Genomic DNA, 26,264 nt, shown 5'->3' on the forward strand with positions numbered 1-26,264 from the left:
CGTGCTGCTGGTCGTCGGGGACGTCGTCACCGACATCGTCGCGGTACCCGACACGCCCCTGGCCGCCGCCACCGACACGGCCGCCCGCATCCGCCGCACCCCCGGTGGTTCCGGCGCCAACACCGCCGCGTGGGCGGGACACCGGGGCGCGGCCGTGACCCTCCTCGGGCGGTGTGGTGACGAGGACGCGCCCTGGCACACCGAACTGCTCACCCGCCACGGTGTCCGCCCGGTGCTGCGGACGGATCCCGTGTTGCCCACCGCGACCGTCATCGCCGTCATCTCGCCGGACGGCGAACGCGCGATGATCACCGATCGCGGTGCGGGCGCCGCCCTGGGACTGGCGGACTGGTCCGACGACCTTCTGACGGGCGTCCGGCGCGTCCACCTCTCCGGCTACCTGTTGTTCGCCGGTCCCGGCCGGGAACTGGCCGGGCACGTCATCGCGTCGGCCCGTTCCCGGAACGTACCGGTCAGCCTGGATCCCGCCAGCACCGGATTCATCGAGGCGTTCGGCACCGACCGGTTCCTGGCCGAGACCGCCGGCGTGGACCTGCTCATGCCCAACGCCGACGAGGCGCGGTTGCTGTCCGGGGAGTCCGACGCCGAGAAGGCCGCCATCGCGCTGTCCGCCCGGTACCGGCAGGTCGCCGTCACCCTGGGCAGGGCCGGTGCGGTCCTGGCCGAGGCCGGCCGGGTGGTCGCCCGGCAGGACGCCACGACGGTGACGGTCACCGACTCGGTCGGCGCCGGAGACGCGTTCGCGGGCGGTTACCTCGCCGCACTCGCCGCCGGAGCCGCGCCCGGTGAGGCGATGGCCGCGGGCTGTGAGGCGGCGGCCTCGGCGGTGACCCTGGTCGGCGGCCGGCCGCCCGCTCCCTGATCGTTCCCGGCCCCGTGCCGGCGTCGCCGGCACCGGTTCCCGAGGCGCACCGGGGGTTCCCCGGGAGTGGTCACCCGTCCGGCGGCGGCGGGCGGCATCATGGAGGCGACCCCCGCCCCACAAGGAGCCCTCCGTTGAACGCGTTCTACGCCGTCGTCGGAATGGGAATGATGGTCGCGGCGATCTTCTGGATCGCCTCTCCGCGTTCCCGCGCCCGGATCAGACGGCTCGCACTGATCGCCGGCCTCATCGCGTTGGCGTTGGCCATCGCGTACAACTACTCGCAACGGGACGAGGCCGGAGCGGCCTCGTACGGCTGGTCAGATCCATGGGCCGGGTAGCGGTTCCCCGGCGTACTCGCGGTACCACAGTCCCTTGTAGCTGCGCCACGGTTCGGGCACCAGGGACGTCGGCGCGAAGATCCGTTCCAGCATGGTGCGGGCCTGCAGGAAGAAGTCCAAGCGGTCGGCCGGTTCGGCGATGTGCTCGGCGGGGCCGCCGGGCACCGACTGCAGGATGTTCAGCGACGGCCACACGGTCGTGTACTGCGCCAACGGAAGCAGCCTGTCCCGCATCACGTCGAGTGGTTCGTGGCCGACCGTGTAGGTGAACGAGGTGTTGTGGCCCCGGCCCCGCGCGGCGGCCAGCACCGTCTCGGCGGGCTCGGAGCGGTCGGCGTCGAGGAAGAGCGTGAACGGCGCGACCGTCTCGGCGAGCCGGGTCATGGCGTCCTCGGTGCACACCACCGACGACAGCAGGCCGATCCGGGCCGACATGTCGAGGCCGGACATGGCGGTGCGGAGCGCGGCCAGGTCGGCCAGGGCGGCGGCCTCGTCCCGGTAGGCCGAGGAGGTCACCGTCACCTCGTCCAGGTCGGCGAGCGTCGAACCGGGGGGCAGTGAGATCGCGAGATCGGCGAGCACCCGGGAGTAGGCCGCCTCGCTGGCCTGTGGATCCCCTTCGGCGTCACCGAACGGGTGGATCGTGGCGGCTCGACCGCCCGCGCGCAGGTAGCCGCTGACGGCGGTGTCGCCACGCAGGTCCGTCACCTCCGCGACCGGTGTCCCGTCGACGCGCAGTTCACCCTCGGACACCGTGAACGGCGAGGACGCCACACCCGTGGGCAGGACCAGTTGGTAGACCTCGTCCTCGGGCGGGCGCACCCGCATGCGCACCTTCGCTCCGGTGTCGCCGTGACCGTGCAGCCCGTGGATGTTCAGGGCGATCAACAGGGTCTCGCCCCAACCGACCTGGTGCCGGTGCGCGAGGTGCCGCCACTGGTGCACGGTCTCCGACGTCGTCGATGACGGCCCATCGGTGGGATTCACCGCTTTCGCCTCCTCCGTAGAACCTGCTGATTGTGCAATGCGCCCGCACGCCGCCGGGCGGCGCGGTACCCGTGGCGTCCGGTGCGCCACAGCGCCAGGGTACTTCGCCCCGGTGACGCCGCCGTCGCCCTGTCGAGCCTCGATTCCGGACGGTGGCGACGACGGCACCTTCCGTCATTTCCGTCCGACCCCTATGGGGCCGTCTTCGATCCCGCTGTCCTGCCGCGAGTCGCCCGGAACACCGCTCGCCACGCACCGGGATCGAGGGCGGCCATTAAGCTGATCGTTCACGCCGGTGGGGGAAGGGAGACACGTGCGCATCCTGCTGCCGCCCTCGGAGGGCAAGACACCACCCGCCGCCGGGCCGCCCGTCGACCTCGCCGGGTTCGGAGTCCCGGTGCCCGGGCGGGACACCGTACTGGACGCACTGGTCTCGCTGTGTCGCGCCGAGCCCGAACGTGCCGTGTCGCTGCTCAAGCTGAGTAAGGGCCAGGCGGCGGAGGTCACCCGGGACGCCGCGCTTCCGACGGCTCCGGCGGCACCCGCCGGGCAGGTCTACTCCGGCGTGCTGTTCGACGCGTTCGGCCTGGCCGCGCTTCCGGAACCGGCGCGCACCGTCGCCGCCGAGTCGGTGTGGATCTTCTCCGGACTGTGGGGAGTGGTCCGTCCGGACGACCTGATTCCGGCCTATCGGTGCCCCGGGACGGCCACTCTGCCGGGACTGGGCGACGAACGGCCGATGTCGGTGACGCGGTTCTGGCGGGACCGGCTCGCCGCCGTCCTCGATCCCCTGGTGGCCGACGAACTCGTCGTGGACCTGCGCTCTTACACGTATGTGGCGATGTGGCGTCCCCGGCGGGCGGTGGCGATCAGGGTGCTGCACGAACGCGAGGTGGCGGGGGAGCGGGTCCGCACCGTCGTCAGCCACTTCAACAAGGCGACCAAGGGCCGGCTGGCGGCGCGGCTGGTCACCGAGGGCGTCGTGTGCCGGGACGTCGCCGAGTTGACGGTCGCCTTGAAGGACCTCGGATACCGCGTGGAGCGCCACCCCTCCGGCGCCCTCGACATCATCGTCGAAGAACTGTGATGGGCGTCACGCGAAAGCCGCTGGACTCTCCAGCGACTGGAAGGTCGAGGCTTCATCCGTGAACGACCGAAACGACCTGTACACGATCGGGGAACTGGCACGCCGGACCGGACTGAGCGTCCGGAACATCCGGTTCTGGTCCGACTCGGGCATAGTCCCGCCCACCGACCGCACCGCCACGGGCTACCGGCTCTACGACGCCGAGGCCGTGGCGCGGTTGGACCTGGTGCGGACACTGCGTGAGCTCGGGATGGACCTGGCCACCGTCCACTCGGTACTCGAACGCCAGACCACCGTCGCCGATGTGGCGGCGGCGCACGTGCGGGCCCTGGACGCCGAGATCCGGACGCTACGGGTGCGCCGGGCGGTACTGGCGTCGGTCGCTCATCGAGGAAGCACCACCGAGGAGATGAGACTGATGCACAAACTCGCGAAACTGTCGGCGGCGGAACGACAGCGGATGATCGACGAATTCGTCACCAAGGTCTTCGAGGGCACCGACCCCGAAGCCCCCGGAGCCGGGATCGCCCAGGCGATGCGACAGATGCCGTCGGAACTGCCCGACGACCCCAGCCCCGAACAGGTCGACGCCTGGGTCGAACTGGCCGAACTGGTCGGGGATCCGGACTTCCAGGCGAGCTGCCGCGCAATGGCGGTCGCCGGCTCCGAGAACCCCGAGCCGCCGCAGGACGTCGACCACGCCCGGCTCATGGAACTGGTGACACCCGACGTGGTCGAGAACGTCGCGCCCGGCTCCGACGCCGCGCGCCGGATCGTCGACGAGTTGGACACCACCGGGCTCGACGCGCAGCGGCGGCGGGAACTGGCCGACCGGCTCGCGACCTTCACCGACCGCCGTGTCGAACGCTACTGGCAGTTGCTCGCGGTGCTCAACGGCTGGCCGCAACGCGAGAACAGCAGCGTCGCGCCGTTCGAGTGGTTCATCGCCGCGTTGCGCGCGTACTGATGCGGCACCGGCCGCCGTGAGGCGGCCGGTGCCCGGCCGGGCGTCAACGTCCGGCGCGTTTGGCGCCCGCCTTGACTCCGGCGGCCCCGGCGATCGCCAGGATCACCACGCCCACCGCGACCCAGCGGCGACGCGGTGTCGGATCCGACTCGGTCTCGGCGTGCGCCACCGGTTCGGGGCTTCCGGGCATCGGTGCCGGTGGCGGCGGGTCCTCCGTGGAGGGTGACGGATCGTCACTGCGGTCCGGCGACGGACTGGGATCGGGCGGAGTCGTCCGCGGCGACGGCGGCGGTGTCGCCACGGGTGCCGCCGCCGGAGACGTCGACTCGCTCGGGGAAGGCGCGGGATCCGACGGCGGCGGGCTCGGTGGTGCCGACGGTGATTCGCTGGGCGGCGGAGTCGGTGTCGGCGGCGGGGGAGTCGGTGAGGCCGACACCGGTGGTTCCGATGGCGAGGGAGGCGGACTGTGACTCGGGTCGGGCGACGGGCTGTGGCTGGGACCGGGTGTCGGGCTCGACGGTCCGGCGCTGGGCGACGGTGACGCACTCGGTGACGGCGACGGCGTCTCGGAGGGGGAGACGGACGGAGACGGTGACGCCGACGGTGAGACCGACGGCGACGCGGAGGGTGAACTCGGCCCGGGGCTCGGCGAGGGTGATGGTGAAGGCGGTGGCGCCGGGCAGGCGGCCGCGTCGGCGGAGGTGACGGCGTCCCAGTCCCCGTACTCGACCGCCCGCGGAGCCGGGTCGTCGATGCCCATGCGGTAGACGCGGGCCCGGCCGTCGACTCCGTTGAGCACGGCGTGCAGTTCCCGGTCGCCGGTGAGGAAGACGGCCCCCGCGAGTGAGCGGCGCGGCAGTCCGGTGATCACGCGCCGGGTCACCTGACCGGTGCCGGGATCGAGTCTCACCAGCGAATGCGTACGAGTGTCCACACCGTACAGGTAACGGCCGTCCGAGTCGACGTCGCCGAGGTTGAGGGCGTCGGCGGGTTCGGCGAGCCACCGGCGTTCCACGATCCGGCCCGGTTCCGCGTCGATGTCCACGCCGACGATCTCGAAGTGCGTCAACACCGTCAACAGGCCATTGTGGACGGTGCCGGCGAAGGCCCCGGCGAGGCCCGGCATCGGCCGCTTCACCCCGTGCAGCGCACCGAGGTCGGTGTAACGACCGTCGGGGGTGATCGAGGCGAGCCGGGGGAAACCCGGACCGGGCCGGTCGTCCTCCGGTCTCGCCAGCCCGTACAGCAGTCCGCGATCGGTGTCGTACCCCACGGCGTTGACGCGGGCGGGGAGGTCCGCCACGTCGGTCAGCTCGCCGGATCCGGTGTCTATCACCGACATGCGGTGACCGTCGGAGTCGGAGGGCCGCCAGGTCAGGAACGCCCCGTCGCGGCACACCGCCGGCTCCGCGACGGCCGAACCGGCGACCACCACGGCCGTCGCGACGACCCCCACCGCCAGTGCGACACCGCAACTCGCCCGAAAGCCGATAAACCGCCTGAAAGCCATAATGCCCATAAACTACTGCACGTCCGATGGCCGTCGCGGAACGTACGCGCGGCGTCGGGCGTCCGCACACCACGGTGGTCCGCCCGGCAGGAACCCACCGTGAGCCCACACTCTCAAAAGGACCCGAATGAACCCGTTGATCCTCGGGCTGTTGATCGTCGTCGTCGTCGCCGCCGTCGCCGGGGGCACCGCCGTCCTGCAACAGCGGTTCTCACCACCGCAGAATCGCGAGGGCTACAACGAGGTCGCCGGCAGCGTCTTCGAGATCGTGAGTGTCCTGTACGCCATCGTCCTGGCGTTCGTCCTGATCGCGGTGTGGGAACAGATGCAGGACGCGCAGGCGATGACCTACGAGGAGTCCGGCGCCCTCGTCGACGTCTACTGGGCCGCGCAGGACCTTCCCGACGAGAACCGGCAGGCCGTCGAGGCACTGTGCCTCGAGTACGCGAACTGGGTCATCGAGGAGGAGTGGCCCGCGATGGCCACGCAACGGGACACCGGCCTCGACGGTTGGGAGATGATCGACGAGATGCGCGGCCAGTTCAACCAGGCGATCGACGTGACCGACCAGACCAGTCTCGGTCTCAGCCAGGACGCCGAGGAGACCATCGCCGTGTTGTCGCAGTCCCGCACCGACCGGCTCAACACGGCGCAGAGCGGCCTGTCCGCCGTCATGTGGCTCGTGCTGATCGCCGGAGCACTGCTGATGTTCGGCATCCTGCTGTTGTTCGGCGTGCCGGGGCGGCTGGCGCACGTCATCGTCGTGGTGATCGCGGCCGCGATGGTGGCGCTGCTGCTGTTCTCCGTCTACGAGTTGGAGTACCCGTTCGCGCGGGGCGTGGCCGTCGAGGCGGACGCCTTCCGGTTGGCGTTGGAACGGATGAGCCACGTGCGTTGACGTGCCGACCGCGTCCGGTAAACCCGGTTGCGGGGGTGGTCCACGGAGAGTCTATGATTGGTCGTCGCCGTCGGTGAGACGGCACGATGGTGGGTGTAGCTCAGCTGGTAGAGCACCTGGTTGTGGTCCAGGATGTCGCGGGTTCGAGTCCCGTCACTCACCCCAGCGTGAAGCCCCGGCCGGATGGACCATCCGGCCGGGGCTTCTTCGTCATCCGGGCCCGGTCTCGGCCCTGCGGTCGATGCCGAGCGTGGCGACGAGGTCTTCGTGGAGTTGGAACCAGACCCGGTGGCAGGAGTCGACGTGCGTCTTGTCGACCCAGTCGGTCTGCCCGGCTCCGGCCCTGCGCAACGCGGAGTCGAACCGGCCCGCGTATCCGTCGAACCGCGACAGCACCTCGGTGAGCCGGGCGTTCAGCGGTCGCAGCGCGGTGCCGAGCGCGGCGAGTTCCCGTAGGACGCCCGCGTCGCGGGCGGGGTCGGTGTGGTCGTTGACCGCGAGGCGGTCGTCGGCGGTCGGGGCGATCTGCCAGTCGGTGACGGCCTCGACGAGACGCGCGTTCAAGGGCAGGAAGTCGCGGTGGACGGCGGCGACGGCCCCGGCCGGGTCCGCGACGGCGCGTTCGGCGGCGAGCTGCCGTTCGTTCTCGGTCTTGCCGTCGTCGGTGAGCGACCAGCCGTCGAGGTCGGCGAACGCCACGTGCTGTACCCATCCCCGCCGTTCCGCGTCGGCGAGTGTGTGCGCCGTGTCCCGGTCGTCGGCTCCGGCGTGCCGGGCGATCGCGGGCGCGGCCGCGAAACCGAGCAGCCTGACGGCGTGCAGTATCCGCAGGTGGGGTGTCGAGTGGTGGGTCACGGCTGGGCGTTCCGTCGCGTGGTGAGCCGGGTGAAGTACTGCTGACACGCCTGCGGGGAACGGAATCCGGTGGCCTCGGCGATCTGCGCCCAGGTGAGGCCGGCGCCACGGGCCAGGAACAGTAGTCCCGCCTCGATGCCCTCGACCTCGGCGCGCGCGGCCGGCAGCAGCGCCATCGCGTCGAGCAGGTCCTCCGGTGAGAGGTCGGCCGACCGCCAGACGGCGAACCGTGTGAGGTCGACGTCGGTCGGCGGCGCCGGTGCGGGGCGCCACGGGCGTGGTGGGAGGTCTCCCGCGCCGAGGTCCACCAGTCGTCGGCGTGCCTCGGTCTCCCGCTCCACCTGTGCGTGGGCGGCGCCGTCGGTCCTGTCGAGGTCGTACTTGCGTGTCATGTCGGCCATTCTGCTAGCATCAACGTTCTGTTGTCAATGTTTTGTTGATAGGCGGATCGATGTTGACACCCCTCTCACAAACCACGCGCGCTCGTTGCGGCGGCAAGGCCGCCACCCTGGCGACCCTCATGAACGCGGACGTGCCGGTACCGGACGGATTCGTCGTCCCCTTCGACGCCCGTACCGACGCCGTCGCCGACCGCATCGCGGAATCGCTCGCCCGCCTCGGAGACCCGCCGGTCGCGGTACGCTCGTCCGCCCTCGACGAGGACACCGAGGGCGCCTCTGCGGCCGGACAGTACGAGAGCAGCCTCGGCGTCCGTGGCGTCCGCGCCGTCTGCGAGGCGATCGCGGCATGCCGGGAGTCGGCGCACACCGCGCGCGTCGCGCAGTACCGGAGGCACACCGGGGGCACCCCGGCGGCGTCCGGAATGGCGGTTCTCGTGCAACGTCTCGTCGACGCCGACGTGTCCGGCGTGATGTTCACACCCCGCGACCCGACCGACGTCACCCGGATCGAGGCGTCCTGGGGGCTCGGTGAGAGCGTCGTCCGAGGCGCGGTCGACCCCGACTCCTACGAGGTCGCCCCCGACGGCACCACGAGATTCCTGCTGGGCGGCAAGGCCGTCCGGATCGACGCGAACGGTTCCGGCGCCACGGCGACCCGCCCGGTCACGGCGGAACTGCGACACGCACGCGCGCTGCACGACGACGACCTCGCCCGGCTGGTGGCGCTCGGGCGGCGTGTCGCGGACGTCGTCGGTGCACCCCAGGACATCGAGTGGGCCGTCGTGGACGGCGAACAGTGGATCCTGCAGTCCCGCCCCGTCACCGCGCCCCTGCCCGCGTTGCCGGTGGACGCGCCGACCGGCTCCGCGACGACCCTGACCGGAGCGCCCGGCTCACGCGGAACCGTCACCGCCACCGCCCGCGTCGTGCGCGGCCGCGACGACTTCCCCGCCGTCAGCCCCGGGGACGTCGTCGTCTGTCCCTACACCGATCCCGCGTGGACTCCACTGTTCACCGTGGCGTCCGCAGTGGTCACCGAGACCGGCGGGGTCCTCTCACACGCCGCCATCGTCGCCCGCGAGTACGGCATCCCCGCCGTGCTCGGCGTCACCGGGGCGACCACCCGCATCCGCACCGACGACCGCGTCACCGTCGACGGCGCCGCCGGCACCGTCACCGTCCTCTGATCGAACCCGGGAAGGGAGAACGGGCACCCCGCTGCCCGGCACACTCATGGCGACCAGACACCTCTACATCGCCCGGCACGGCGACGCCGACGCGCTCGGCGTCCTCACCGACACCGGCCGCGCCCAGGCCCGACTGCTCGGGAGACGCCTCGCCCACCTGCCCGTCGACGCCGTGTGGCACTCGCCGCTCCCGCGCGCCCGGGACACCGCCCGGGAGCTCGACATCTTCCTCGGCGGCACCGCACCCGTCGCCGAGGCCGCCGAACTGATCGACCACATCCCCTACGTCCCCACGCCCGAGGAGACCCCGCCGTCGTGGATCCCGTTCTTCGACGGTTACCGGCCCGAGGAGGCCGCCGCGGGCGACGACATCGCGCGAAGCCTCACCGCGCGGTTCGCCACCCCGCCGGATAAGGAGGAGGACGTCCACGAGATCGTGATCACCCACGCGTACCCGATCGCCTGGCTGGTCCGCGACGCGCTCGACGCGCCACCGGTGCGCTGGCTCGGCCTCAGCAGCGCCAACACCGGGCTGACCGTCATCGAGTACCGCCCCGGCGGCCCGCCCGGCATCGCCATGTACAACGACATGAGCCACCTCCCGCCGGAACTGCGCTGGACGGGATTCCCCGGCACACCACGCCCCTGACCGGTCGGGTACCCCGTTCCGGCCGTCGCCGACATCGCGGCACCCGCCGCGTGGCGCGTCCCCCGACCGTCACACCCGGTCCCTAGGGTGGAGCGCATGAGTACACCCGAGGTGTTGCTGGAAGGCGTGGTGTTCGGGGAGTCGCCGCGGTGGCACGACGGCCGGTTGTGGTTCTCCGACTGGGGAGCCAACCGGGTGATCACACTGGACGGTAAGGGCGGCCACGAGGTGGTGGCGTCGGTCCCGTCGTTCCCGATGTGCATCGACTTCCTGCCGGACGGCCGACTGTTGATCGTGGACTCGGCACGGCGGCGGCTGCTCCGCCGGGAGGCGGACGGCACGCTCGTCCCGCACGCCGACCTGTCGGGGGTGTCCGACAAGCCCTGGAACGACATCGTCGTCGACGCGCACGGCAACGCCTACGTCAACACGATCGGGTTCGACTTCCCCGACGGGGAGTACGCCCCCGGCGCGATCGTCCTCGTCACGCCCGACGGCGAGGTGCGTACGGTGGCCGGCGACCTGGCGTTCCCCAACGGCATGGCCGTCACACCCGACGGAGCGACGCTGGTGGTCGCGGAGTCCTACGGCGAACGGCTCACCGGCTTCGACATCGCGCCCGACGGTGGGCTCTCCGGCCGGCGCGTGTGGGCCGACACCCCCGGCGACCACCCGGACGGGATCTGCCTCGACGCCGAGGGCGCGGTCTGGTACGCCGACGTCGGCAACGCGCACTGCGTCCGGGTGCGTGCCGGGGGAGAGGTACTGGAGACACTGGACTGGGACCGCGGTGCGTTCGCCTGCGCGCTAAGCCGGGGCGAGGACCCACACCTGTACGTCGTCGGACAGCACTTCGGCGGCACCGACTCCGTGCCGAGCGGGCAGGTCGTCGCGTTCCCGGTATCGGTCCCGGGCGCCGGAAGGCCCTGAGCCGTCACGTCGGCCGGTACGGACCGGCTCACAACGGCCGGTCGACCGTCCCCGGTGGCGGCTGCGCCTGGTGCGGCGCCGGCGGTGGGGCCTGGAAGGGTGGCGGTGGGCCGCCGGAACCGGTGAGCCGGTGCAACTCCGCCACCGCCCACTGGGCCGTGGCCGTCGCCTGGCGCGCGGCCTTCGCGCTGCGCCGGGCGTTCACCAGGGCGACGATCGCCAGTACCAGGGCCGCGATCGCGACGGCTCCGAGGCCGGTGACCCACAGCCACGTCAGATCGGCTGATGCGTCGTTCGCATTGGTCTCCATGAGTCCCACCTTCATCCCCGTCAGAGTAACGGCTCACGCCGCTGCGGAAAACCTGCAACCTCGCGCTTCTAGTCTTCCGTGACCCGGCCTGACCGGACCGGGTGTCACGGCAGGAAACCCGGAGCATGGACTACATCAAGGTCAATCCCGAAGGACTGGAACGGTTCGCCGGCGAACTGCGCGCGTTCGGCGACGACATCGGAGCGACCCTCGACGGGCATCGCACCGCCGCGTCACCCGACGTCTCCGGGGTGCGTTCGGCGATCGTCCTCGGGCTGGTCACCGGTGCCTGGATCGACCACTGCCGGACCGTGGCCGCCCAGTACGACGAACTGGCCGGGATCTTCCAGAACGCCGCCGCGGCCTTCCGGCAGTCCGAGTCCGCGAACGCCCGCACGTGGGACAACGTGTTCCGGCTCGGCCGGGGCGCACGGCGCGGAAGGTGAGACGGCGTGGACTACGCCCAGTTGATGAACCTCGACTTCGGACGGTTGCAGGCCGCCGCCGACGCGTTGAAGAAGGCACACACCGACGCCGAGAAGTTCGCCGAGACCGCACGTGGCAAGGCGTCGAGGGTCGGTGGCGGATGGACGGGGCACGGCACGGAGAAACCACGCCAGGCGTTGTCGGTGCAGGAACCCCAACTGCTGCAGGCGGCCGAGGCGTTCCGGCGGTTGTCCGCGCTGACGACCGACCTGCGGAGCGGGCTCAAGGGATACCGGGACCGGCTCGCCGACTACGTCGCGGACATGAACTCCCGTGGCATCGTCAGGATCGACGGCTCGGGCACGGTCACCGTGGTCGACCGTAAACGTCACGCCCGACCCGAGACACGCGCCGCGGGCCTCGACGCCCAGACGGTGCGCCGGGAGATCGACGCGGTCATCGACGAGGCCAACGACTTCGACACCGACATGTTCGGCAGGATCCGGGGCGTCGACGCGCCCGGTGCGGCGGCGAACTTCGCCGGCGGGAAACCGGCGTTCACCCCACCGGCCGGGGCGGACCCCACGACCGTCCGAGACTGGTGGAACTCCCTGTCGGAGACCGACAAGGTCGACCTCATCACGTCGCAGCCCGACCACATCGGAGGGCTGGACGGGATTCCGGTCGTCGACCGGGACCGCGCGAACCGGCTCGTCCTGGATCGCGAACACCGCGAGGCCACCGACCTGGTGCGTGGCCTGGAACTCGAACAGGCGAAGCCCGGCGCGGACGAGTCGGCCGTCGGCAAGCAGATCAAGGCGGCCGAGAAGAAGATCGCCGCGATGCGGAACCTGTACCTCCGGCTCAACCCCGAGGACGCACCGAGAGGCGAGCGGCCTGCCACCGGCCACGACCTGCCCACCTATCTCCTCAAACTCGACACCGAGGGCAGGGGCCGGGCGATCGTCGCGCTGGGGAACCCCGACAACTCCGACAACGTGTTCACATACGTGCCGGGAACGTTCGCCCGACTCGACAAGGTCCCCAACGAACTCGCCAAACTCGACCGTGCCTTGAACCACGCGATCAAGGCGGACGGAGACGAGCAGACCGCGGCGATCCTGTGGCTCGGCTACGACGCGCCACAGAACCTGGTTACCCAGTCACCGAAACCGGATTACGCGAACGCCGCCGCCGGCGACCTGTCGAGGTTCGCGAAGGGCCTGCGGCTCACCCACGACACCGGGGCCGACTTCCGCAGCACCTTCCTGGGGCACTCCTACGGCACCACCGTGGTCGGGTTCACCGCCCGGGACAAGGGACTCGACGCCGACGCCGCGATCTTCGTCGGGAGTCCGGGCGTCGGCGTGGACCACGCGTCGCAACTCAGGCTCTCCCCGGACGAGGTGTACGCGTCCCGTGACGGGTTCGACCCGATATACGTGGCGCGGAACCACTTCGGTGCCGATCCGACCTCGCCGAGGTTCGGCGGCCGGACATTCCTCAGTAAGGTGCCGGGCGTGACCCGTCCCGGCCGGGGCCACACCGGGTACTTCGACGCGAACAACCCGGCGTTGGAGAACATCGGCAAGATCGTCGTCGGGGACGACGACATCACCGGTGACCGCCCGAAGCCGGGGAACGGCCCGGCCACGACATCACCGGCGCCCGGGTGACGGACGAGCCGCCCACCGTGTGGAATGAACCCGACAGACGCACGCCCGACAGGAGACCGTGATGCCCTCCCCGATCAGCGACGAGACAGAGGCGTACCGACGTGCCGAGGCGCACATCGACGCCTTCCGCACCGCGATCGACGTGCGGGCGCGGTTGGAGCCCGGCCTCCGCAACGCGGTCGCCTACGAACCCGAGGACCTCGGTTACGTCGAGTTCGACGAGGACGACGAGGACGACCTGCCGGTCAACGTCGAGGTCGTCTACGACCTGGTTCCGTCCTCCGCCGAGGGGGTCGAGGACTTCGACCGCAACCGTGGGTACTTCACCCGGCTGGCCGCCCGGCTTCGCGAAGACGGTTGGATCATCATCGTCGAGGAACGGGAGCCGCGCGCCGTGCTGACCGCCAGGCACCCACAGGACGACTTCCTGGTCACTCTCGAGGAGGGCAGGACCGGGAACCTGTGGATAACGGCGTCCTCCCCGCCGGTGACCGCGACCGGGATCACACCGCCGGAACCGCTGCTGTCCTGAACGCGCCCCTTCTGGGTGGCCGCAGGCCCATCGACACGCCTGAAATGCGCCTGTTTATCCGGATTCTTCCCGGCCCCAGACCACCCAAGCCGGGCCCCAGGCCACCCAAGGCGGATAGGTGGGTGGTGGGTCGGCGGGTACCGTCGCCGGATCGGGCGAGAAAAGTTTCGGGTGGGCTGTCGGTATGGCGGGGACCCGTTCGTCGTCATGGTGTACGGCAGGTCGTCGTACCACCCACAGACGGGAGCGAGAACGTGAAGTACATGCTGCTGATCCACGCCGGCGCCATCGAGGCCGACGGCACCCCCGAGGGCTGCGACGTCCAGGACTGGATGGCCTTCGACAAGGCGGTCCGCGACGCGGGCATCCTGGTGTCGGGTGAGTCGCTGGCGGACCTGGTCACCGCCACCACCGTGCGGGTCGCCGCGGACGGGGAACGCACCGTCGTCGACGGCCCGTTCGCCGAATCGCGCGAGGTCCTGGGCGGCTTCTACGTCATCGACGTACCGGACCTGGACACCGCCCTGGACTGGGCGGCCCGCTGCCCGGGATCGCGTGGCGGTGGCGCGGTCGTCGTGCGCCCGGTGGCCGATTTCGGTGCCTGACGCGACATCGTCGCCGGACCCGGAACACCGGCTCATGGAGTCGGTGTTCCGGGAGGAGCGCGGCAGGCTGCTGGCATCCCTGGTCCGCCGGTTCGGTGACCTGGACCTGGCGGAGGAGGTCGCCTCGGAGGCCGTGGAGACGGCACTGGTCCGGTGGCCGATCGACGGTGTGCCGTCGCGACCCGGCGCGTGGTTGTTGACGACGGCGCGCCGGAAGGCGGTGGACCGGTTGCGGCGCGACCGGGTCTACGCCGCGAAGCTGGCGGTCCTGCAGTGGGAGGCCGACCGGGAACCGCCCCCGCCCGGCCCCGACCCCGGCGCCGACCTGCCCGACGAACGGCTGCAGTTGTTCTTCACCTGCGCCCACCCGGCCCTGCCCGCCGACGCGCGGGGAGCCCTTACACTGCGGTACCTCGCCGGTCTCACCACCGCCGAGGTGGCCAGGGCGTACCTGCAACCGGCGGCGACGGTGTCGCGGCGGCTGGTGCGGGCCAAGCAGAAGATCCGCGACGCCCGGATTCCGTTCCGCGTCCCCGGTCCTGACGAGTTGCCGGGGCGGCTACCCGGTGTCCTCCAGGTGATCTACTCGCTGTTCACCGAGGGCCACACCGCCAGTTCCGGTACCCACCTGCAACGTCGCGAACTGGCGGACGAGGCGGTCCGGCTCGCGCGGATCCTGCACCGGCTGCTTCCGGCGGAGCGTGAGGTCGCCGGTCTGCTCGGGTTGCTGTTGTCGGTGCACGCCAGGCGCGACGCCCGGACCGGCCCCGACGGTGAACTGCTGCTGCTCGACGAGCAGGACCGGACGCGTTGGGACGGGCCGATGTCGGAGGAGGGCGCCGCCCTGGTGCGTACGGCGCTGTCGGGTCCGCCCGGGCCGTACGGCGTGCAGGCCGCCATCGCGGCGCTCCACAACGAGGCACCCGACGTCCCGGGTACCGACTGGCCGCAGATCGTCGCGCTCTACGACGTCCTGGCGGCGCTCGACCCGTCACCGGTCATCGGGCTCAACCGGGCGGTGGCCGTGGCGATGCGCGACGCCCCACAGGCCGGCCTGGAACTGCTCGACGGGTTGCCCGGCCGCGACAGGTTGCGCGACTACCCACCGTACGCGGTGGCGCGGGCCGATCTGTTGCAGCGGTTGGGAAGGCTCACCGAGGCCGCGGCCGCGTACCGGCGGGCGTTGGAACTGGCGGGCACCGACCCGGAGCGGGCGTTGCTGCGGCGGCGACTGGCGTCCGTCATCGAGTCGGTGCGTGAGGGCGAGGGGTGACGATCCCTTCGGGTGGTGGGTGACGCACGGGCCGGGGCGAACCGCTCCGGCCCGTTTCGTCGCCGGTCCCGGTCGCTCGGGGTGAGGCGGGTCGGACGACCGCGGGTCCGGCGGTAGCGCATCCGGTGACCTGCGGACTTGCGCTGGAGTGCACTCCAGGACGTAGCGTCGCGGCGTCAACGAACAAGGAGGATGACCGTGGAGTACACGAATCTGGGCCGGACGGCGTTGCGGGTGTCGCGGTTGTGCCTGGGCACCATGAACTTCGGCCCGTTCACCGACGAGGCCGACAGTCACGCCATCATGGACGCCGCCCGGGACGCCGGGTTGAACTTCTTCGACACGGCCAACGTCTACGGCCGGCACCTCGGACCCGGCGCCACCGAACGGATCATCGGCGACTGGTTCGCCAAGGGCGACGGCAGGCGTGAGGACACCGTGCTGGCGACGAAGGTCTACGGGCCGGTCGGTGAGGGACCGAACGGTCGTGGGTTGTCGGCGCGGCACATCGTGGCGGAGTGTGAGGCGTCGTTGCGGCGGTTGCGGACGGATCGGATCGATCTGTACCAGATGCATCACGTGGACCGGTCGGCGCCGTGGGCCGAGGTGTGGCAGGCGATGGACATGTTGGTGGCGCAGGGCAAGGTGCTGTACGTGGGTTCCAGCAACTTCGCAGGCTGGCACATCGCCGCCGCCCAGGAGGCCGCCGACCGCCGCAACAGCCTCGGACTGGTCAGCGAACAGTGCATCTACAACCTGTTGGTCCGGCACGCCGAACTCGACGTGCTGCCGGCCGCCGAACACTACGGTCTGGGCGTCATCCCGTGGTCGCCGCTGCACAGCGGTGCCCTGGGTGGGGCGTTGCGGAAGCTCGCCGACGGTACGGCCGAGCGCAGCGCCGCCCCGCCCGCCGACGGTCTCGTCCGCGACCACCGGGAACGACTCACCGAGTGGGAGGCGTTCTGTGACGAACTGGGCCTGCCGCCCGCGCACGTGGCGATGGCGTGGTTGTTGTCCCGGCCGGCGGTGACGGCACCCATCGTGGGGCCGCGCACCATGACGCACCTGACCGACGCGTTCGCTTGTCTCGACATCACCCTGGACGAGGCGACCCTCGCCCGGCTGGACGAGATCTTCCCGCCGATCGGCAAGGGCGGACCGTCCCCGGAGGCGTGGGCGTGGTGATCGCCCGGCCGGTTGTGGAGTTTGTGTAATCGCGTCGCCGAGCATTAGCGAATGCGAATATCACGAATCGGGTGGCCGGGCCTGGTGGCGGGCTTCGCCCTCCTGGCCACCCTTCTCACACCCACCGCAGGTTTCGGCGGTGATGTGCGATCCGATACGCAACCCGCCGGAATGAACAACTTCACCGTGGCGGTCGGCCGGGTCGATCCCGGCGTCCGCACCAACTGGCAACGATTGGCGACCTACCGGTTCGGCACCGACGGCACCGTCACCGAACAACACTGGCACTGGACGCAGTCGCGGCGCGTGAAGCGCAGCTACACCGGTGTCCAGGCGAGCGACTGCCCGGCACGGGACTGCAACATCCAGACCGCCAACGGATTCCAGTCGAGCTCGGCTCCCAAGCAGTTGACGGGGCGGTACACCGTCACCGGAGACGTGCTGCGCGTCGAGTGGACCGGCGACCAGTGGGAGGAGTGGCGGGTGAGTCAGCCCATCGCGGGCAAGCTCGCCGAACTCACCTTCCTGCGCAGCAACTTCGGCGCCACCCACGGCTACGGTTTCGGTTCCCGGGCGAGCCTGTCCGACCGTGCCACGACGGCTGAGCTGGCGGCGATCGACCACACCGACCTGATCCACGAGTTCCGGTTCTGGAAGACCGACTCCAACGGCCGGCCGTACCTCGACTCCGGTGGCGGCTCGCCGTTCTGGATGACCGACTGGGAACGCTGCGGTGCGGGGCGTTGCCTCAGCGGCGAGAGCGCCACACCCACCGAGTACTACGTGGCGGCACCCAACAAGTCCACCGTGGACCGGCGGGACACCCTGTGGCACTGGCGCCGCGCCCTGGCCGACGGCCGCGGCGAGTACTGCTACACCGGGAACTCGCACGTCAAGCCGATGCTCCAGATCATCGACTCGGACGGGAACTTCCACGGCTGGGTCGGTGTGGAGGCGTCACTGAGCCAGACCAGCTCCGGAACGAACTCCGACGACGTGGGCGTGTTCAAGATCGCCCGGTACTGACGTCGGCACGCCGCCGCACCGCGACGGGTGCGGCGGCGTGCGATCATCGCGCCATGACCCACCGAGAAACGCGTCCGTACCCCCGATGACGGAAAAGCCCGGCGAACCCGGATCGCTGTACGACATCGCACTGAGGTGGCATCGGGCGAACCCCCGCGCACCGCTTCCCGACGACGCCGAGCCCGACGGCGGATGCGGTTTCGTGCGCCGTGGGAAGGGTTCCCCGCCGGGCGTGGCGGCGGCCGAAGCCCTCGACCGCCACTTCGCCGACCCGGCCGCGACCCCGGCGGATCTGGACCACGCCGTGCATCTGGCCGCCGACGCCCAGGTGCACGGCAACGCGCACGTCACCGCGGCGGCCGAACGCGCCGATCCCGGCCGCGCTCACGAGACCGGCCGGTGGCTGGTGCGGCACAGTGGACACCTCTGCGGCGTCAACACCGGGATCGTGCTGCTCGGCACGGCACGTGACCCGGCGGACATACCACTGATCAGAACGGTCGGGCTCTACTCCGACGGTTGCGCGGCCCTGGCGGTGGCCACGCTGAGCCGGATCCGGAACGGCCATGACGCGATTCTCTGGCTGGCGGAACGGTTGACCGGCTGGGGAAGGTCGTACGCGGTCGGGGCGCTGTGCCGTCGCGCGGGTACGTACCGGGACTGGCTGCTGCGGTCGGCCTGCCCCGACGTGTTGGACGGCTACTACGCGGGGGAGGTCGCCACGGCCGCCCACCTGCACGCGGCCGTCACGGCCCCGGTCGTCGACGACGAACTGTTGGACCACACCGGAATGCTGTTGCGAACCATGTCCGGCTGTCACGGCATGGGCATGACCCTGACCGGCTATCCGCCCGCCGCCGAGGTGCTGCGCCACTATCTCCGGCACGTCGCGGAGCGACCGCCGACGGTGGGCCGTTACGTGGTGCTGGCCGACCTGTGGCGGCGTGGCGCTTCCGGGCGCGCGGTGGACCTCGCCGTGATCGACCCGGCACTGCCCGGGATGGTCCGTGATGTGCTGGACCGTCCCGAGTGGTGGGAGACGTATCGGCAGGCCCGGGACGAGGGTGACACGCATGCGGAGTGGTTGGCGACGACCGGTTGGCGAGGCCCGTGAGCCGACCCGTCGCGGCATCCCGGTCTCGTATGATCGGACGCTCCGCAGCCCCGACGACGGGAGTCCCCGTGCAGTTCTTCCGGTTCGACCGCGCCGAAAGGGTCATCGACCGCTTCGACAGCGCCGGCGCCACCGCCACCCGTGTCGCCGGTGGCGACGGCCGGTTCCAACTCACCTGCCTGTCGATCGCCCCTGGCGGGACGATCGGGGAGCACTCGGCCCCGGTACGGCAACTCCTCCTCGTGGTCGCCGGTGACGGCTGGGTCGCCGGACCTGACGGGCGACGGGTCGCGATCGCGGCGGGTACCGGTGTCCAGTGGGAGCCGGGCGAGGACCACACCTCGGGCAGCGAGACGGGGATGACGATGTTGGCCCTGGAGGGACCGTCAGTCGAGACCCACCCCGCCGACCAGCCCCCCGGCGCACAGATCCGTTGCGCTAAGGGTGACGGCCAGTAGTCGTCAGCGTCGTCGGCGATGCCCTTCTCGTGAATGTCCCAGACGATCACGGCACCCCTGTTCGGGGTGAATACCGGGGTGACAAGCGGAAGCGGGTCGCGTTCCCGGTGCCCGGGTGGGGCCAATCCCAATCGCCCCACATGATCGGTGAGTTCTTGGTGTCGAGCTCGCTCGCCTTGATGAGGAGCTGCTCATGTAGATCCTCGTCAGTGGTGACGGGGAAGTATTCGATTCCGTTGTAGATTCGGGCCATTCGCGAGTCGTCTCTTATTCTTCGTCTTCGAACGCTTCTTCGACACATGGCTCAGCCCAGGCTGCATATGTAAAGACCATTCGAATATCGACTCCCCTCGCCACGGTCATCAACCAGCGGACGCCGGACTCTCGGTGTATACCTGACCGAATATTTCAAGCCTTCAATGTCAACCAGCGCGAGTCGATCATCTCCCGAACCAGCGTCGAACGTCTGCAACACCTGCAGACTCCACCCGGCACTCGACGCAGGTGACACCACACCTCCAGAGCTCTCTCCCGGTCATGAAGCCGTAGTGTCACGCCACCTACTGCGGCGAATATCTCAATCGGGTCACGGCGACTATCGACCTGCAGCACTGCTGAACCCCATAATTCCAGATTTTCAACCCAATGGGTTATCGGACTGCCACCAGTTCATTCTGCCTGCCGTCTTCCACAGGTACACAAAGACTGCCCGGTAGCAGTGGCAGAGCGATTCGTCGCTCCCAGGCATGTCCTACAAGAGGGTCGAATTCCTTCGATGACGACAGCGTACCCCCGACCCGCCGGGGACGATCGTGCATAGGGCTCGTCCGCTCCGATCTCGTCGGCGACACCTCTTGCACCGACAGAGTGCAAGAGCTCGACTGCCTCCTGCCCATCGGATCTGGCTTTTCGCATCGCCGCCACCACTTCATCGACCTGGCGGGTGACCTCCGGGATCGCCGCTTGAAACATCTTCGATGTTCGCCACGCGGACTCCCTTCGCATACTCACTCCTGGCTTCATGACACACGGTGGTCTTTGTGAGTGGGCCGCCCCGGGGGTCGGGAGGTTCACCGGGGCGGCCCGTGGTGTCACGTGGGGGATGTGACACCGGAACGCGACGGCCCCACCGCCGTCGCGCCGTCGGGAAGGTCTCGGAAGGCGACGAATCCCGCACCGCCACAGGTGTCGCAGTCGTCGCGGCGTCGTGGACGGCACTCCGGGCACGTGACGGTCGGTGTCGTCACCGGGGTCACGTCGTGACCTCGCGCGCGGCATCCCAGCGTTCGTACACGTCCACCGCGCCGTGCTCGATCTCGTGACGCCACTCCGGCGGATTGTTCACCCACGCCGCGCCCCAGCGCGGCTCCGGGAAGTGGCTCGGGCACGAGATGGTCAGGATCAACGCCCGGACGCCGCACCGCCGCCCCCACACCCGGATGGTGTGCGCGGCGGTCGGCGCGGAGGTCACCGTGATCACCTGCTGCGCGTACACCGACCAGAACGTCCCGAACACCGTCAGCCCCGCCCACGTGACCTCCGGTACCGGCGCCGTGCTCATTCCCACCACCGCCGTTGCTTCACGGTGCGGCACGGCCACTCGCCGCCACATTCCCGGCACCTCTCGCCGCGGATCAGATCGGGGAAGTGCGGCTTCGTGTCACCATGTGAAATCGGCTCACGGACACGACGCGCACCTACCGTGCCGTCACCGGTTATCCTGTCTCTGCCGTCCATGGAGTCCTCCAAGCAAAGTGGATGGTGTGGAGAGCCGGGCGCGATGCAGCCGCACCCGGCTCTCGTCGTGTGGGCCGATGAGGCAGCCCACATACCGACCGTAAGCGACATGGGACACCGCTGTGAAGTGGACTCGCTACGCGCGTTATGCTGTAAGCGTTTCATTACGCACTTTCTGCGGAGAGCCCATGTCTACTGAGGCCCCCACCATCGCGCGACTCGCACTCGGACAGATTCTCGTGAGCCTGCGGGAGTCTGCGGGGATGGACCACACCGACGTCGCCGAAGAACTAGATGTCCACCCGGATACTGTGCGGCGCTGGGAGATCGGACAGCACAGCGTCAAGCGCCATGCCGTCAAGACACTCGCGGACCTGTACGGCGCGAGTTCTACCCAGCTCAGCCGGATGTACACCCTCGCCAAGCAGGGCAAAGAGCGTGGTGCGGTCGAGCGGTACCCGGGCGGTGCGAGTCCCGAGTTCCGCATCTTCGCGGACTTCGAGCCCACCGCCACTGAGATCCTGTCGTACGAGCCGGAGTACATCCCGGGCCTGCTCCAGACCCCCGACTACCTGCGTGCGGTACACGCGGCGCAGCTACCGGAGCTGACACCGAAGCCGGAAGCCGTTCATGAGCTTCGCGCCGACCGGTACGACCGCATGTTCGGCCGGCGCGACATGCCGACAATGCGGTTCGCGATCGGTTTCGCGGCCATGCTGTACCTCCAGGAGCTAACCCCGGCCGCACTCGCCGGGCAAGTCACGCGACTGCGGGAGGCCGGTGCCCTCCCCACCGTCGAAGTCCGTGTCGTGACCGGGATGCACTCCGGCATGAATGGCGGGTTCACCTTGATGACCCCCAACAGCGGACTCCTCGGCGCCAACAGGTTTGCTTACATCGAGGCCCAGGACGTGTGCCGCTACACCGAAGCGGCAGACGACGTCGCGTTGTATGACAGGATTTTCGCCTCGGTGTGGGACCGAGCCGAACCATTGGAGGATTACCTGAAATGACAGCCGGAAAGTGGCGTAAGTCCACCCGCAGCCAGGGCAGCGGGAACAACTGCGTTGAGGTCCGCTTGAGTGGTTCCGTGGAAGTGCGGGACAGTAAGGCCCCCGCCGTGGGGAGTCTCGCGGTCGATCGTGCCGAGTTCGCCGCCCTGCTGCGTTCGGTGGGATAACAGCGGCTCAACCGCTACGCATCCAACAGCCGTCCCGGTTCCGACCGGGGCGGCGTTTCGTTATAGACCGGGAAAGTCCGCAGCCGACCGGTTCGTCATCCGGAACCGCGTGGCACTGCGGAGGTTTCGCCTCCACCGACGTAATGTCGAGCTAGGACGACATCTCGGCTACCCGTTGACCGGAGGTTAGTTCAATGGCGACTGCGAAGTGGCGGAAGTCGACCCGCAGCGGTAACAGCGGTGGCAACTGTGTCGAGGTCCGCTTGAATGGTCCCGTGGAAGTGCGGGACAGTAAGGCCCCCGCCCTCGGGAGCCTCGCGATCGAGCGCGCCGAGTTCGCCGCCCTGCTGCGCTCGGTTGGGTAGAAGCGGCTCAACCGCCGATGCCCGCGAACAACGGTCGCCTCGGTTCCCCGATCGGGGCGGCGTTCCGTTGTGCGACCGTGCCGTGGCCGTGGACCGCGCGGTCACGGGGCCGTGTACTGCTCGCGGGCGTCGAGTAGCTCGTCCCAGTGCTCCGCGGCCCACGCGCACGCCACCGCCAGCGGCTCCAGCATGGAACGGCCGAGCGGCGACAACGCGTACTCCACACCCCGCTTCGGGTCGGCGTGGACCGTGCGCACGACCAGGCCGTCGCGTTCCAACCTGCGGAGCGACTGCGTGAGGACCTTCGGGGTGACGCGGTGAAGCGGAACGCGCAGCTCGGAGAACCGGCGCGGACCGCCTTCCAGACAACGGAGGACCAGGGCCGCCCACTTGTCCCCGAACCGGAAGGGCAGCAGCGTGGACGGGCACAGTTCGTCGAACAGGTCCGGCGGCAGCGGTGGTCGCGTCATACGTGCTCCTGGTTCGCCCGAGCGGGTCTCGGTACCCGGAAGGTAACCGCCCCTGCGGATACGTTTCCCCGAACATCGAGCCAACAGGAGGTATTCCGATGGGTAGGTACGTGGTTTTCGGGGCCGGCGGTCGCGCCGGGCGGCAGGTCGTCGCCGAGGCCCGGAGGCGAGGGCACGAGGTCACCGCGGTGGTCCGCGATTCGTCCCGCTACGGCGGCGTGACGGACGACGGCGTGCGGGTGGCCGCCGGGGACGTCACCGACGCGGCGGACGTCACCGCACTCGCGTCCGGGCACGACGCCGCGATCAACACGGCGGCGCTGGTCTCCCCGGAGACGTTCTTCGTCAGTGCCGCGAGGTCTCTCGTCAAGGGCCTGCACCAGGCGGGGGTGGAACGGCTCGTCACGGTTGGGCTCAGCACGCTCCTGCCCGACCCCGAAGGCACCCGCCTGGTGGACACGCCCGACTTCCCCGCCGAGTACCGGTCGTTCTCGCTGGCGCACGCCGCCGGCCTCGACGTCCTCCGCGCCGAGGGTGGCTCGCTGGACTGGGTGTACATCAGTCCGGTCGGCGACTTCGACCACGACGGGGAGCGCACCGGCCGGTTCGAGATCCGCGAGCAGGTCGACATGGCGGCGCGTATCTCGTACCAGGACTTCGCGATCGTGCTGCTCGACGAGGCCGAGACCCCCACCCGGCACCGCGCCCACCTGGCCGTGACCTGACCGCCCGGCACCGTCCGTTACTGGCCCGCTTGGTCCCCGCCCGGTCGTGCTTGGTCCCCGCCCCGTTGATCGTTCGCGCCTGTTCTGTCCTCGTACAGCGCTTTCTGTCGTGATCTGCCGGGGACCAAGTGCGCGATACCGGGGACCAAGTGCAACGGCGGGGACCAAGCGCGCAACGGCGGGGACCAAGCGCGCAACGGCGGGGACCGGGCAGGGAAGCCGTGTGTGCTTCGTCTGGTGTGGAGGGCCGCTTTCACGCCGGACGCCGGGGCGCCCCGAGAAACCGAGCCGCCGCGAATCGAACACGTGTCGCAGTGGACTTCTCGGCACCCGTAAGCTCTGCCCATGGGCGTTCTCCGATACTCCATCAACACCACACTGGACGGCTGCTGCGACCACGAGGCCGTCGTCCCCGACGAGTCCCTGCACCGGCACTCGACCGAGACGATCGGGCGCGCGGACGCGCTCCTGTTCGGGCGTGTCATCTACGGGATGATGGAGGCGGCATGGCGCCTTCCCGAGTCCGGTGAACCGCCGGAGTGGATGGAGCCGTGGATGGTCCCGTTCGCGCGGACCATCGACGCCAAGCCGAAGTACGTCGTCTCCAACACCCTCGAAGGCGTCGACTGGAACGCGCGACTGGTGGAGGGCGATCTCGCCGAGGCCGTCCGCGCCCTCAAGTCCGAGTACGACAGCCTCTACACCGGCGGCGTGACCCTTCCGCGCGCCCTCGCCGAACTCGACCTGATCGACGAGTACGAGTTCGTCATCCACCCCCGCCTCGCGGGTCGCGGCCCCACCCCGTTCGCGGGCCTGACCGTCCCCGTCGATCTGGTCCCCACCACCCGGTTCGACCTCGACTGCGGCGCCGTGGTGAGCCGCTACGCACCGAAACGCTGACCCGCTCCGCCGCCCTCGACGACGACCGAGGCACCGGCCGGCGGCCCGCCCGTGCGGGATCCGGCCGGCACGGTTTGTGATGATCGGGCGATGCAGACCTTGCTGGAACCCGCCGACGTCGCGCTACTGCGGACGGCGCTGCTCACCGCCGACTACACCGCGACGGGCGTGACGGCCCGGCTCGGTCCCGCCGCCGAGGCCGCGATGGCACGTGGTGACCACCGCGCGGCGCTGGCCGCGACCGACGAGGACGATCCGCAGGCGGTGCTCATCCGACTGTTCTGCTGTGGACAGACGGAGTCCGAGGCGGCGGTCACGGCGGCCGTCCGCCCGCTGCCGCCGGAGACCGCGCTGGCCTCCGGCCTGCTGGTGCGGGAGCCCGACGGGCTGCGCGCCGGTCTTCACCTCGCCGTCCACGGCGACGGTTGGCTGCTCGCCGACCTGCCGGACTGGCTGGGCGGGACCGTGGCGGGGGAGCACGTCCTGGGCGCGGCGGGCGCCTCGCACTCCCTGACCGGTTACCTGCTGCGCCGCCCGGTGGGCACCGCCCTGGACCTCGGCACCGGCGGCGGAGTGCTCGCCCTGGAACTGTCCCGGCACGCGGAGACCGTCACCGCCACCGACATCTCCGCCCGCGCCCTCGGTTTCGCCGCCGTCAACGCCGCCCTCAACGGTGTGGAGTGGCGGCTGCGCGAAGGCGACATGATCGCACCCGTCGAGGGCGAACGGTTCGACCAGGTGGTGAGCAACCCGCCGTTCATCATCGGTCCGGCCCGCACCGACTACACCTACCGGGATTCCGGCCGCGACGGCGACGGTGTGTGCGCCGAACTGGCGCGGGCGGCGCCACGACTGCTGAACCCCGGCGGAACCCTGCAGTTCCTCGCGAACTGGCTGCACGTCGAGGGGACGCCGTGGCGGGACCGCGTCGCGGGCTGGTTCGCGGATTCCGGGTGTGACGTGTGGGCGATCCAACGGGACGCGGTGGATCCGCTCGACTACGTGCGCATCTGGCAGCGGGACTCCGGGGAGACCGATCCCGACCGCCTGGCGGCGTGGCTCGACTGGTTCGACGCGAACCGGGTCGAGGCGGTCGGGTTCGGTGTGGTCAACGCGCGCCTGCGGGAGTCCGGGACGCCGGTGGTGTCCTGTGAGGACATCCGGTCGCGTCCGGGAGGCGACCCGGCCGGACTGGTCGCCGGGTGGTTCGACCGGGCGGAGTGGTCGGGGGAGCGGGGTCTACCCGAACTGCTCGAAACCCGGCTGCGGGTCGCCGACGGGGTGATGCTGGAACAGGCCGCCACGGCGACGCCCGAGGGCTGGGAGGTGGAGCGGCAAATGTTGACCGACACCGCCGGATGGAACCGGCGGGAGGAGATCGACCCGCTGCTGGTGTCGTTCCTGGGCGGCTGCACCGGCACCGTTCCGATGCGTACCCAGATCGGCCTGCTCGCGCAGGCGCACGAGGCCCCCGAGGCGTTGCTCGCGGCGGGACTGACGCCGGTCGTGTCCGGACTGATCCAACGGGGTTTCCTGGAAGTGGTGTGAACCGGTGCGGCGCGGCGGTTCCACCGGACCGGCCGCGCC

General features: G+C 70.2%; 30 protein-coding genes and 1 tRNA gene. 24 read left to right on the plus strand and 7 right to left on the minus strand.

Going from position 1 to position 26,264, the window contains the following annotated elements; translation table 11 throughout:
- The first annotated feature begins 1 nt into the window (after position 1).
- Together LX16_RS02145 and LX16_RS02150 are read left to right on the plus strand one after the other, a co-directional pair.
- On the plus strand, positions 2 to 883 hold the full coding sequence (locus LX16_RS02145; RefSeq protein ID WP_147132302.1) for a carbohydrate kinase family protein: 882 nt from the start codon (positions 2 to 4) through the stop codon (positions 881 to 883).
- A gap of 134 nt (positions 884 to 1,017) precedes the next feature.
- On the plus strand, positions 1,018 to 1,224 hold the full coding sequence (locus LX16_RS02150) for a hypothetical protein (RefSeq protein WP_147132305.1): 207 nt from the start codon (positions 1,018 to 1,020) through the stop codon (positions 1,222 to 1,224).
- Here LX16_RS02150 and LX16_RS02155 read toward each other — a convergent pair.
- A complete protein-coding gene (locus LX16_RS02155; RefSeq protein ID WP_147132308.1) occupies positions 1,204 to 2,211 on the minus strand; it encodes a hypothetical protein in 1,008 nt (335 codons plus the stop codon). The genes LX16_RS02150 and LX16_RS02155 overlap by 21 nt on opposite strands.
- A 313-nt stretch (positions 2,212 to 2,524) precedes the next feature.
- Between LX16_RS02155 and LX16_RS02160 the strand changes: the two genes are divergently transcribed.
- Positions 2,525 to 3,298 (plus strand): YaaA family protein, encoded by a 774-nt coding sequence (locus LX16_RS02160; protein ID WP_147132311.1) that lies wholly within the window; start codon positions 2,525 to 2,527, stop codon positions 3,296 to 3,298.
- Between the two features lie 58 nt (positions 3,299 to 3,356).
- Positions 3,357 to 4,265 (plus strand): helix-turn-helix domain-containing protein, encoded by a 909-nt coding sequence (locus LX16_RS02165; RefSeq protein WP_147132314.1) that lies wholly within the window; start codon positions 3,357 to 3,359, stop codon positions 4,263 to 4,265.
- 43 nt (positions 4,266 to 4,308) lie between these two features.
- On the opposite strand, the gene LX16_RS26430 is transcribed toward LX16_RS02165, so the two are convergent.
- Positions 4,309 to 5,775 carry a DUF6923 family protein gene (locus LX16_RS26430; protein WP_158645452.1) on the minus strand — a complete coding sequence of 489 codons (1,467 nt, stop codon included), beginning with the start codon at positions 5,773 to 5,775 and terminating at the stop codon, positions 4,309 to 4,311.
- 127 nt (positions 5,776 to 5,902) lie between these two features.
- On the opposite strand from LX16_RS26430, the gene LX16_RS02175 reads away from it, so the two are divergent.
- A complete protein-coding gene (locus tag LX16_RS02175) occupies positions 5,903 to 6,673 on the plus strand; it encodes a bestrophin-like domain (protein WP_147132317.1) in 771 nt (256 codons plus the stop codon).
- 89 nt (positions 6,674 to 6,762) lie between these two features.
- Positions 6,763 to 6,838, plus strand: a tRNA-His gene (locus tag LX16_RS02180).
- A 45-nt stretch (positions 6,839 to 6,883) separates the two neighbouring features.
- On the opposite strand, the gene LX16_RS02185 is transcribed toward LX16_RS02180, so the two are convergent.
- Together LX16_RS02185 and LX16_RS02190 are read right to left on the minus strand one after the other, a co-directional pair.
- A complete protein-coding gene (locus LX16_RS02185; RefSeq protein WP_147132320.1) occupies positions 6,884 to 7,528 on the minus strand; it encodes a transcriptional regulator in 645 nt (214 codons plus the stop codon).
- Complete coding sequence (locus LX16_RS02190) at positions 7,525 to 7,920, minus strand: DNA-binding protein (RefSeq protein ID WP_147136871.1); 396 nt, start codon at positions 7,918 to 7,920, stop codon at positions 7,525 to 7,527. The genes LX16_RS02185 and LX16_RS02190 overlap by 4 nt, the downstream gene beginning before the upstream one ends.
- Before the next feature lie 59 nt (positions 7,921 to 7,979).
- Here LX16_RS02190 and LX16_RS02195 point away from each other — a divergent pair, with 59 nt between their 5' ends.
- The 3 genes from LX16_RS02195 (at position 7,980) to LX16_RS02205 (ending at position 10,695) form a co-directional block, all read left to right on the plus strand.
- A complete protein-coding gene (locus LX16_RS02195; RefSeq protein ID WP_147132322.1) occupies positions 7,980 to 9,116 on the plus strand; it encodes a PEP/pyruvate-binding domain-containing protein in 1,137 nt (378 codons plus the stop codon).
- A gap of 46 nt (positions 9,117 to 9,162) precedes the next feature.
- On the plus strand, positions 9,163 to 9,765 hold the full coding sequence (locus tag LX16_RS02200) for a histidine phosphatase family protein (protein ID WP_147132325.1): 603 nt from the start codon (positions 9,163 to 9,165) through the stop codon (positions 9,763 to 9,765).
- Between the two features lie 96 nt (positions 9,766 to 9,861).
- Positions 9,862 to 10,695, plus strand: coding sequence for an SMP-30/gluconolactonase/LRE family protein (locus tag LX16_RS02205; protein WP_147132327.1), 834 nt, complete (start codon positions 9,862 to 9,864; stop codon positions 10,693 to 10,695).
- Positions 10,696 to 10,723: 28 nt separating this feature from the next.
- Here LX16_RS02205 and LX16_RS02210 read toward each other — a convergent pair whose 3' ends face one another.
- Positions 10,724 to 11,005: a hypothetical protein gene (locus LX16_RS02210; protein WP_147132330.1), complete on the minus strand. Its 282-nt coding sequence runs from the start codon at positions 11,003 to 11,005 to the stop codon at positions 10,724 to 10,726.
- Between the two features lie 125 nt (positions 11,006 to 11,130).
- Here LX16_RS02210 and LX16_RS02215 point away from each other — a divergent pair, with 125 nt between their 5' ends.
- The 9 genes from LX16_RS02215 to LX16_RS02255 all read left to right on the plus strand — a co-directional run bounded on the left by LX16_RS02215 (position 11,131) and on the right by LX16_RS02255 (position 19,300).
- Entirely contained in the window at positions 11,131 to 11,451 is a 321-nt protein-coding gene (locus LX16_RS02215) for a hypothetical protein (RefSeq protein ID WP_147132333.1), read from the plus strand.
- A 6-nt stretch (positions 11,452 to 11,457) separates the two neighbouring features.
- Positions 11,458 to 13,107, plus strand: a complete 1,650-nt coding sequence (locus tag LX16_RS02220) for an alpha/beta hydrolase (RefSeq protein ID WP_147132336.1) — start codon at positions 11,458 to 11,460, stop codon at positions 13,105 to 13,107.
- A gap of 61 nt (positions 13,108 to 13,168) precedes the next feature.
- The gene (locus LX16_RS02225; protein ID WP_147132338.1) at positions 13,169 to 13,639 is read left to right on the plus strand and encodes a hypothetical protein; all 471 of its coding nucleotides are present in this window, start codon (positions 13,169 to 13,171) and stop codon (positions 13,637 to 13,639) included.
- Between the two features lie 254 nt (positions 13,640 to 13,893).
- The gene (locus tag LX16_RS02230) at positions 13,894 to 14,244 is read left to right on the plus strand and encodes a YciI family protein (protein WP_147132340.1); all 351 of its coding nucleotides are present in this window, start codon (positions 13,894 to 13,896) and stop codon (positions 14,242 to 14,244) included.
- Between the two features lie 34 nt (positions 14,245 to 14,278).
- Positions 14,279 to 15,517, plus strand: coding sequence for an RNA polymerase sigma factor (locus LX16_RS02235; protein ID WP_147136874.1), 1,239 nt, complete (start codon positions 14,279 to 14,281; stop codon positions 15,515 to 15,517).
- A 198-nt stretch (positions 15,518 to 15,715) separates the two neighbouring features.
- Positions 15,716 to 16,702 carry an aldo/keto reductase gene (locus LX16_RS02240; RefSeq protein WP_147132343.1) on the plus strand — a complete coding sequence of 329 codons (987 nt, stop codon included), beginning with the start codon at positions 15,716 to 15,718 and terminating at the stop codon, positions 16,700 to 16,702.
- 51 nt (positions 16,703 to 16,753) lie between these two features.
- Complete coding sequence (locus LX16_RS02245) at positions 16,754 to 17,728, plus strand: hypothetical protein (protein WP_147132346.1); 975 nt, start codon at positions 16,754 to 16,756, stop codon at positions 17,726 to 17,728.
- Between the two features lie 85 nt (positions 17,729 to 17,813).
- Positions 17,814 to 18,842: a hypothetical protein gene (locus tag LX16_RS02250; protein WP_147132349.1), complete on the plus strand. Its 1,029-nt coding sequence runs from the start codon at positions 17,814 to 17,816 to the stop codon at positions 18,840 to 18,842.
- A 68-nt stretch (positions 18,843 to 18,910) separates the two neighbouring features.
- Positions 18,911 to 19,300 carry a cupin domain-containing protein gene (locus LX16_RS02255; protein ID WP_147132352.1) on the plus strand — a complete coding sequence of 130 codons (390 nt, stop codon included), beginning with the start codon at positions 18,911 to 18,913 and terminating at the stop codon, positions 19,298 to 19,300.
- 1,252 nt (positions 19,301 to 20,552) lie between these two features.
- Here the strand turns inward: LX16_RS02255 and LX16_RS02260 are convergent.
- Positions 20,553 to 20,861 carry a hypothetical protein gene (locus LX16_RS02260; RefSeq protein WP_147132354.1) on the minus strand — a complete coding sequence of 103 codons (309 nt, stop codon included), beginning with the start codon at positions 20,859 to 20,861 and terminating at the stop codon, positions 20,553 to 20,555.
- A 364-nt stretch (positions 20,862 to 21,225) separates the two neighbouring features.
- Here LX16_RS02260 and LX16_RS02265 point away from each other — a divergent pair, with 364 nt between their 5' ends.
- From LX16_RS02265 to LX16_RS02275, 3 genes are all read left to right on the plus strand, one after another.
- Positions 21,226 to 22,050, plus strand: coding sequence for a helix-turn-helix domain-containing protein (locus LX16_RS02265; RefSeq protein WP_147132357.1), 825 nt, complete (start codon positions 21,226 to 21,228; stop codon positions 22,048 to 22,050).
- Entirely contained in the window at positions 22,047 to 22,217 is a 171-nt protein-coding gene (locus tag LX16_RS02270; RefSeq protein ID WP_147132361.1) for a DUF397 domain-containing protein, read from the plus strand. The genes LX16_RS02265 and LX16_RS02270 overlap by 4 nt, the downstream gene beginning before the upstream one ends.
- A gap of 194 nt (positions 22,218 to 22,411) precedes the next feature.
- Complete coding sequence (locus LX16_RS02275) at positions 22,412 to 22,582, plus strand: DUF397 domain-containing protein (protein WP_147132364.1); 171 nt, start codon at positions 22,412 to 22,414, stop codon at positions 22,580 to 22,582.
- A gap of 101 nt (positions 22,583 to 22,683) precedes the next feature.
- On the opposite strand, the gene LX16_RS02280 is transcribed toward LX16_RS02275, so the two are convergent.
- Positions 22,684 to 23,052 carry a winged helix-turn-helix transcriptional regulator gene (locus LX16_RS02280; protein ID WP_147132367.1) on the minus strand — a complete coding sequence of 123 codons (369 nt, stop codon included), beginning with the start codon at positions 23,050 to 23,052 and terminating at the stop codon, positions 22,684 to 22,686.
- 98 nt (positions 23,053 to 23,150) lie between these two features.
- On the opposite strand from LX16_RS02280, the gene LX16_RS02285 reads away from it, so the two are divergent.
- From LX16_RS02285 to LX16_RS02295, 3 genes are all read left to right on the plus strand, one after another.
- On the plus strand, positions 23,151 to 23,777 hold the full coding sequence (locus LX16_RS02285) for an NAD(P)-dependent oxidoreductase (protein ID WP_147132370.1): 627 nt from the start codon (positions 23,151 to 23,153) through the stop codon (positions 23,775 to 23,777).
- Positions 23,778 to 24,122: 345 nt separating this feature from the next.
- Entirely contained in the window at positions 24,123 to 24,677 is a 555-nt protein-coding gene (locus LX16_RS02290) for a dihydrofolate reductase family protein (RefSeq protein WP_147132373.1), read from the plus strand.
- A 90-nt stretch (positions 24,678 to 24,767) separates the two neighbouring features.
- Positions 24,768 to 26,225, plus strand: a complete 1,458-nt coding sequence (locus LX16_RS02295) for a DUF7782 domain-containing protein (protein WP_147132375.1) — start codon at positions 24,768 to 24,770, stop codon at positions 26,223 to 26,225.
- Positions 26,226 to 26,264 lie beyond the last annotated feature (39 nt).

Source organism: Stackebrandtia albiflava (assembly GCF_007994225.1).
Taxonomy (GTDB): Bacteria; Actinomycetota; Actinomycetes; order Mycobacteriales; family Micromonosporaceae; genus Stackebrandtia; species Stackebrandtia albiflava.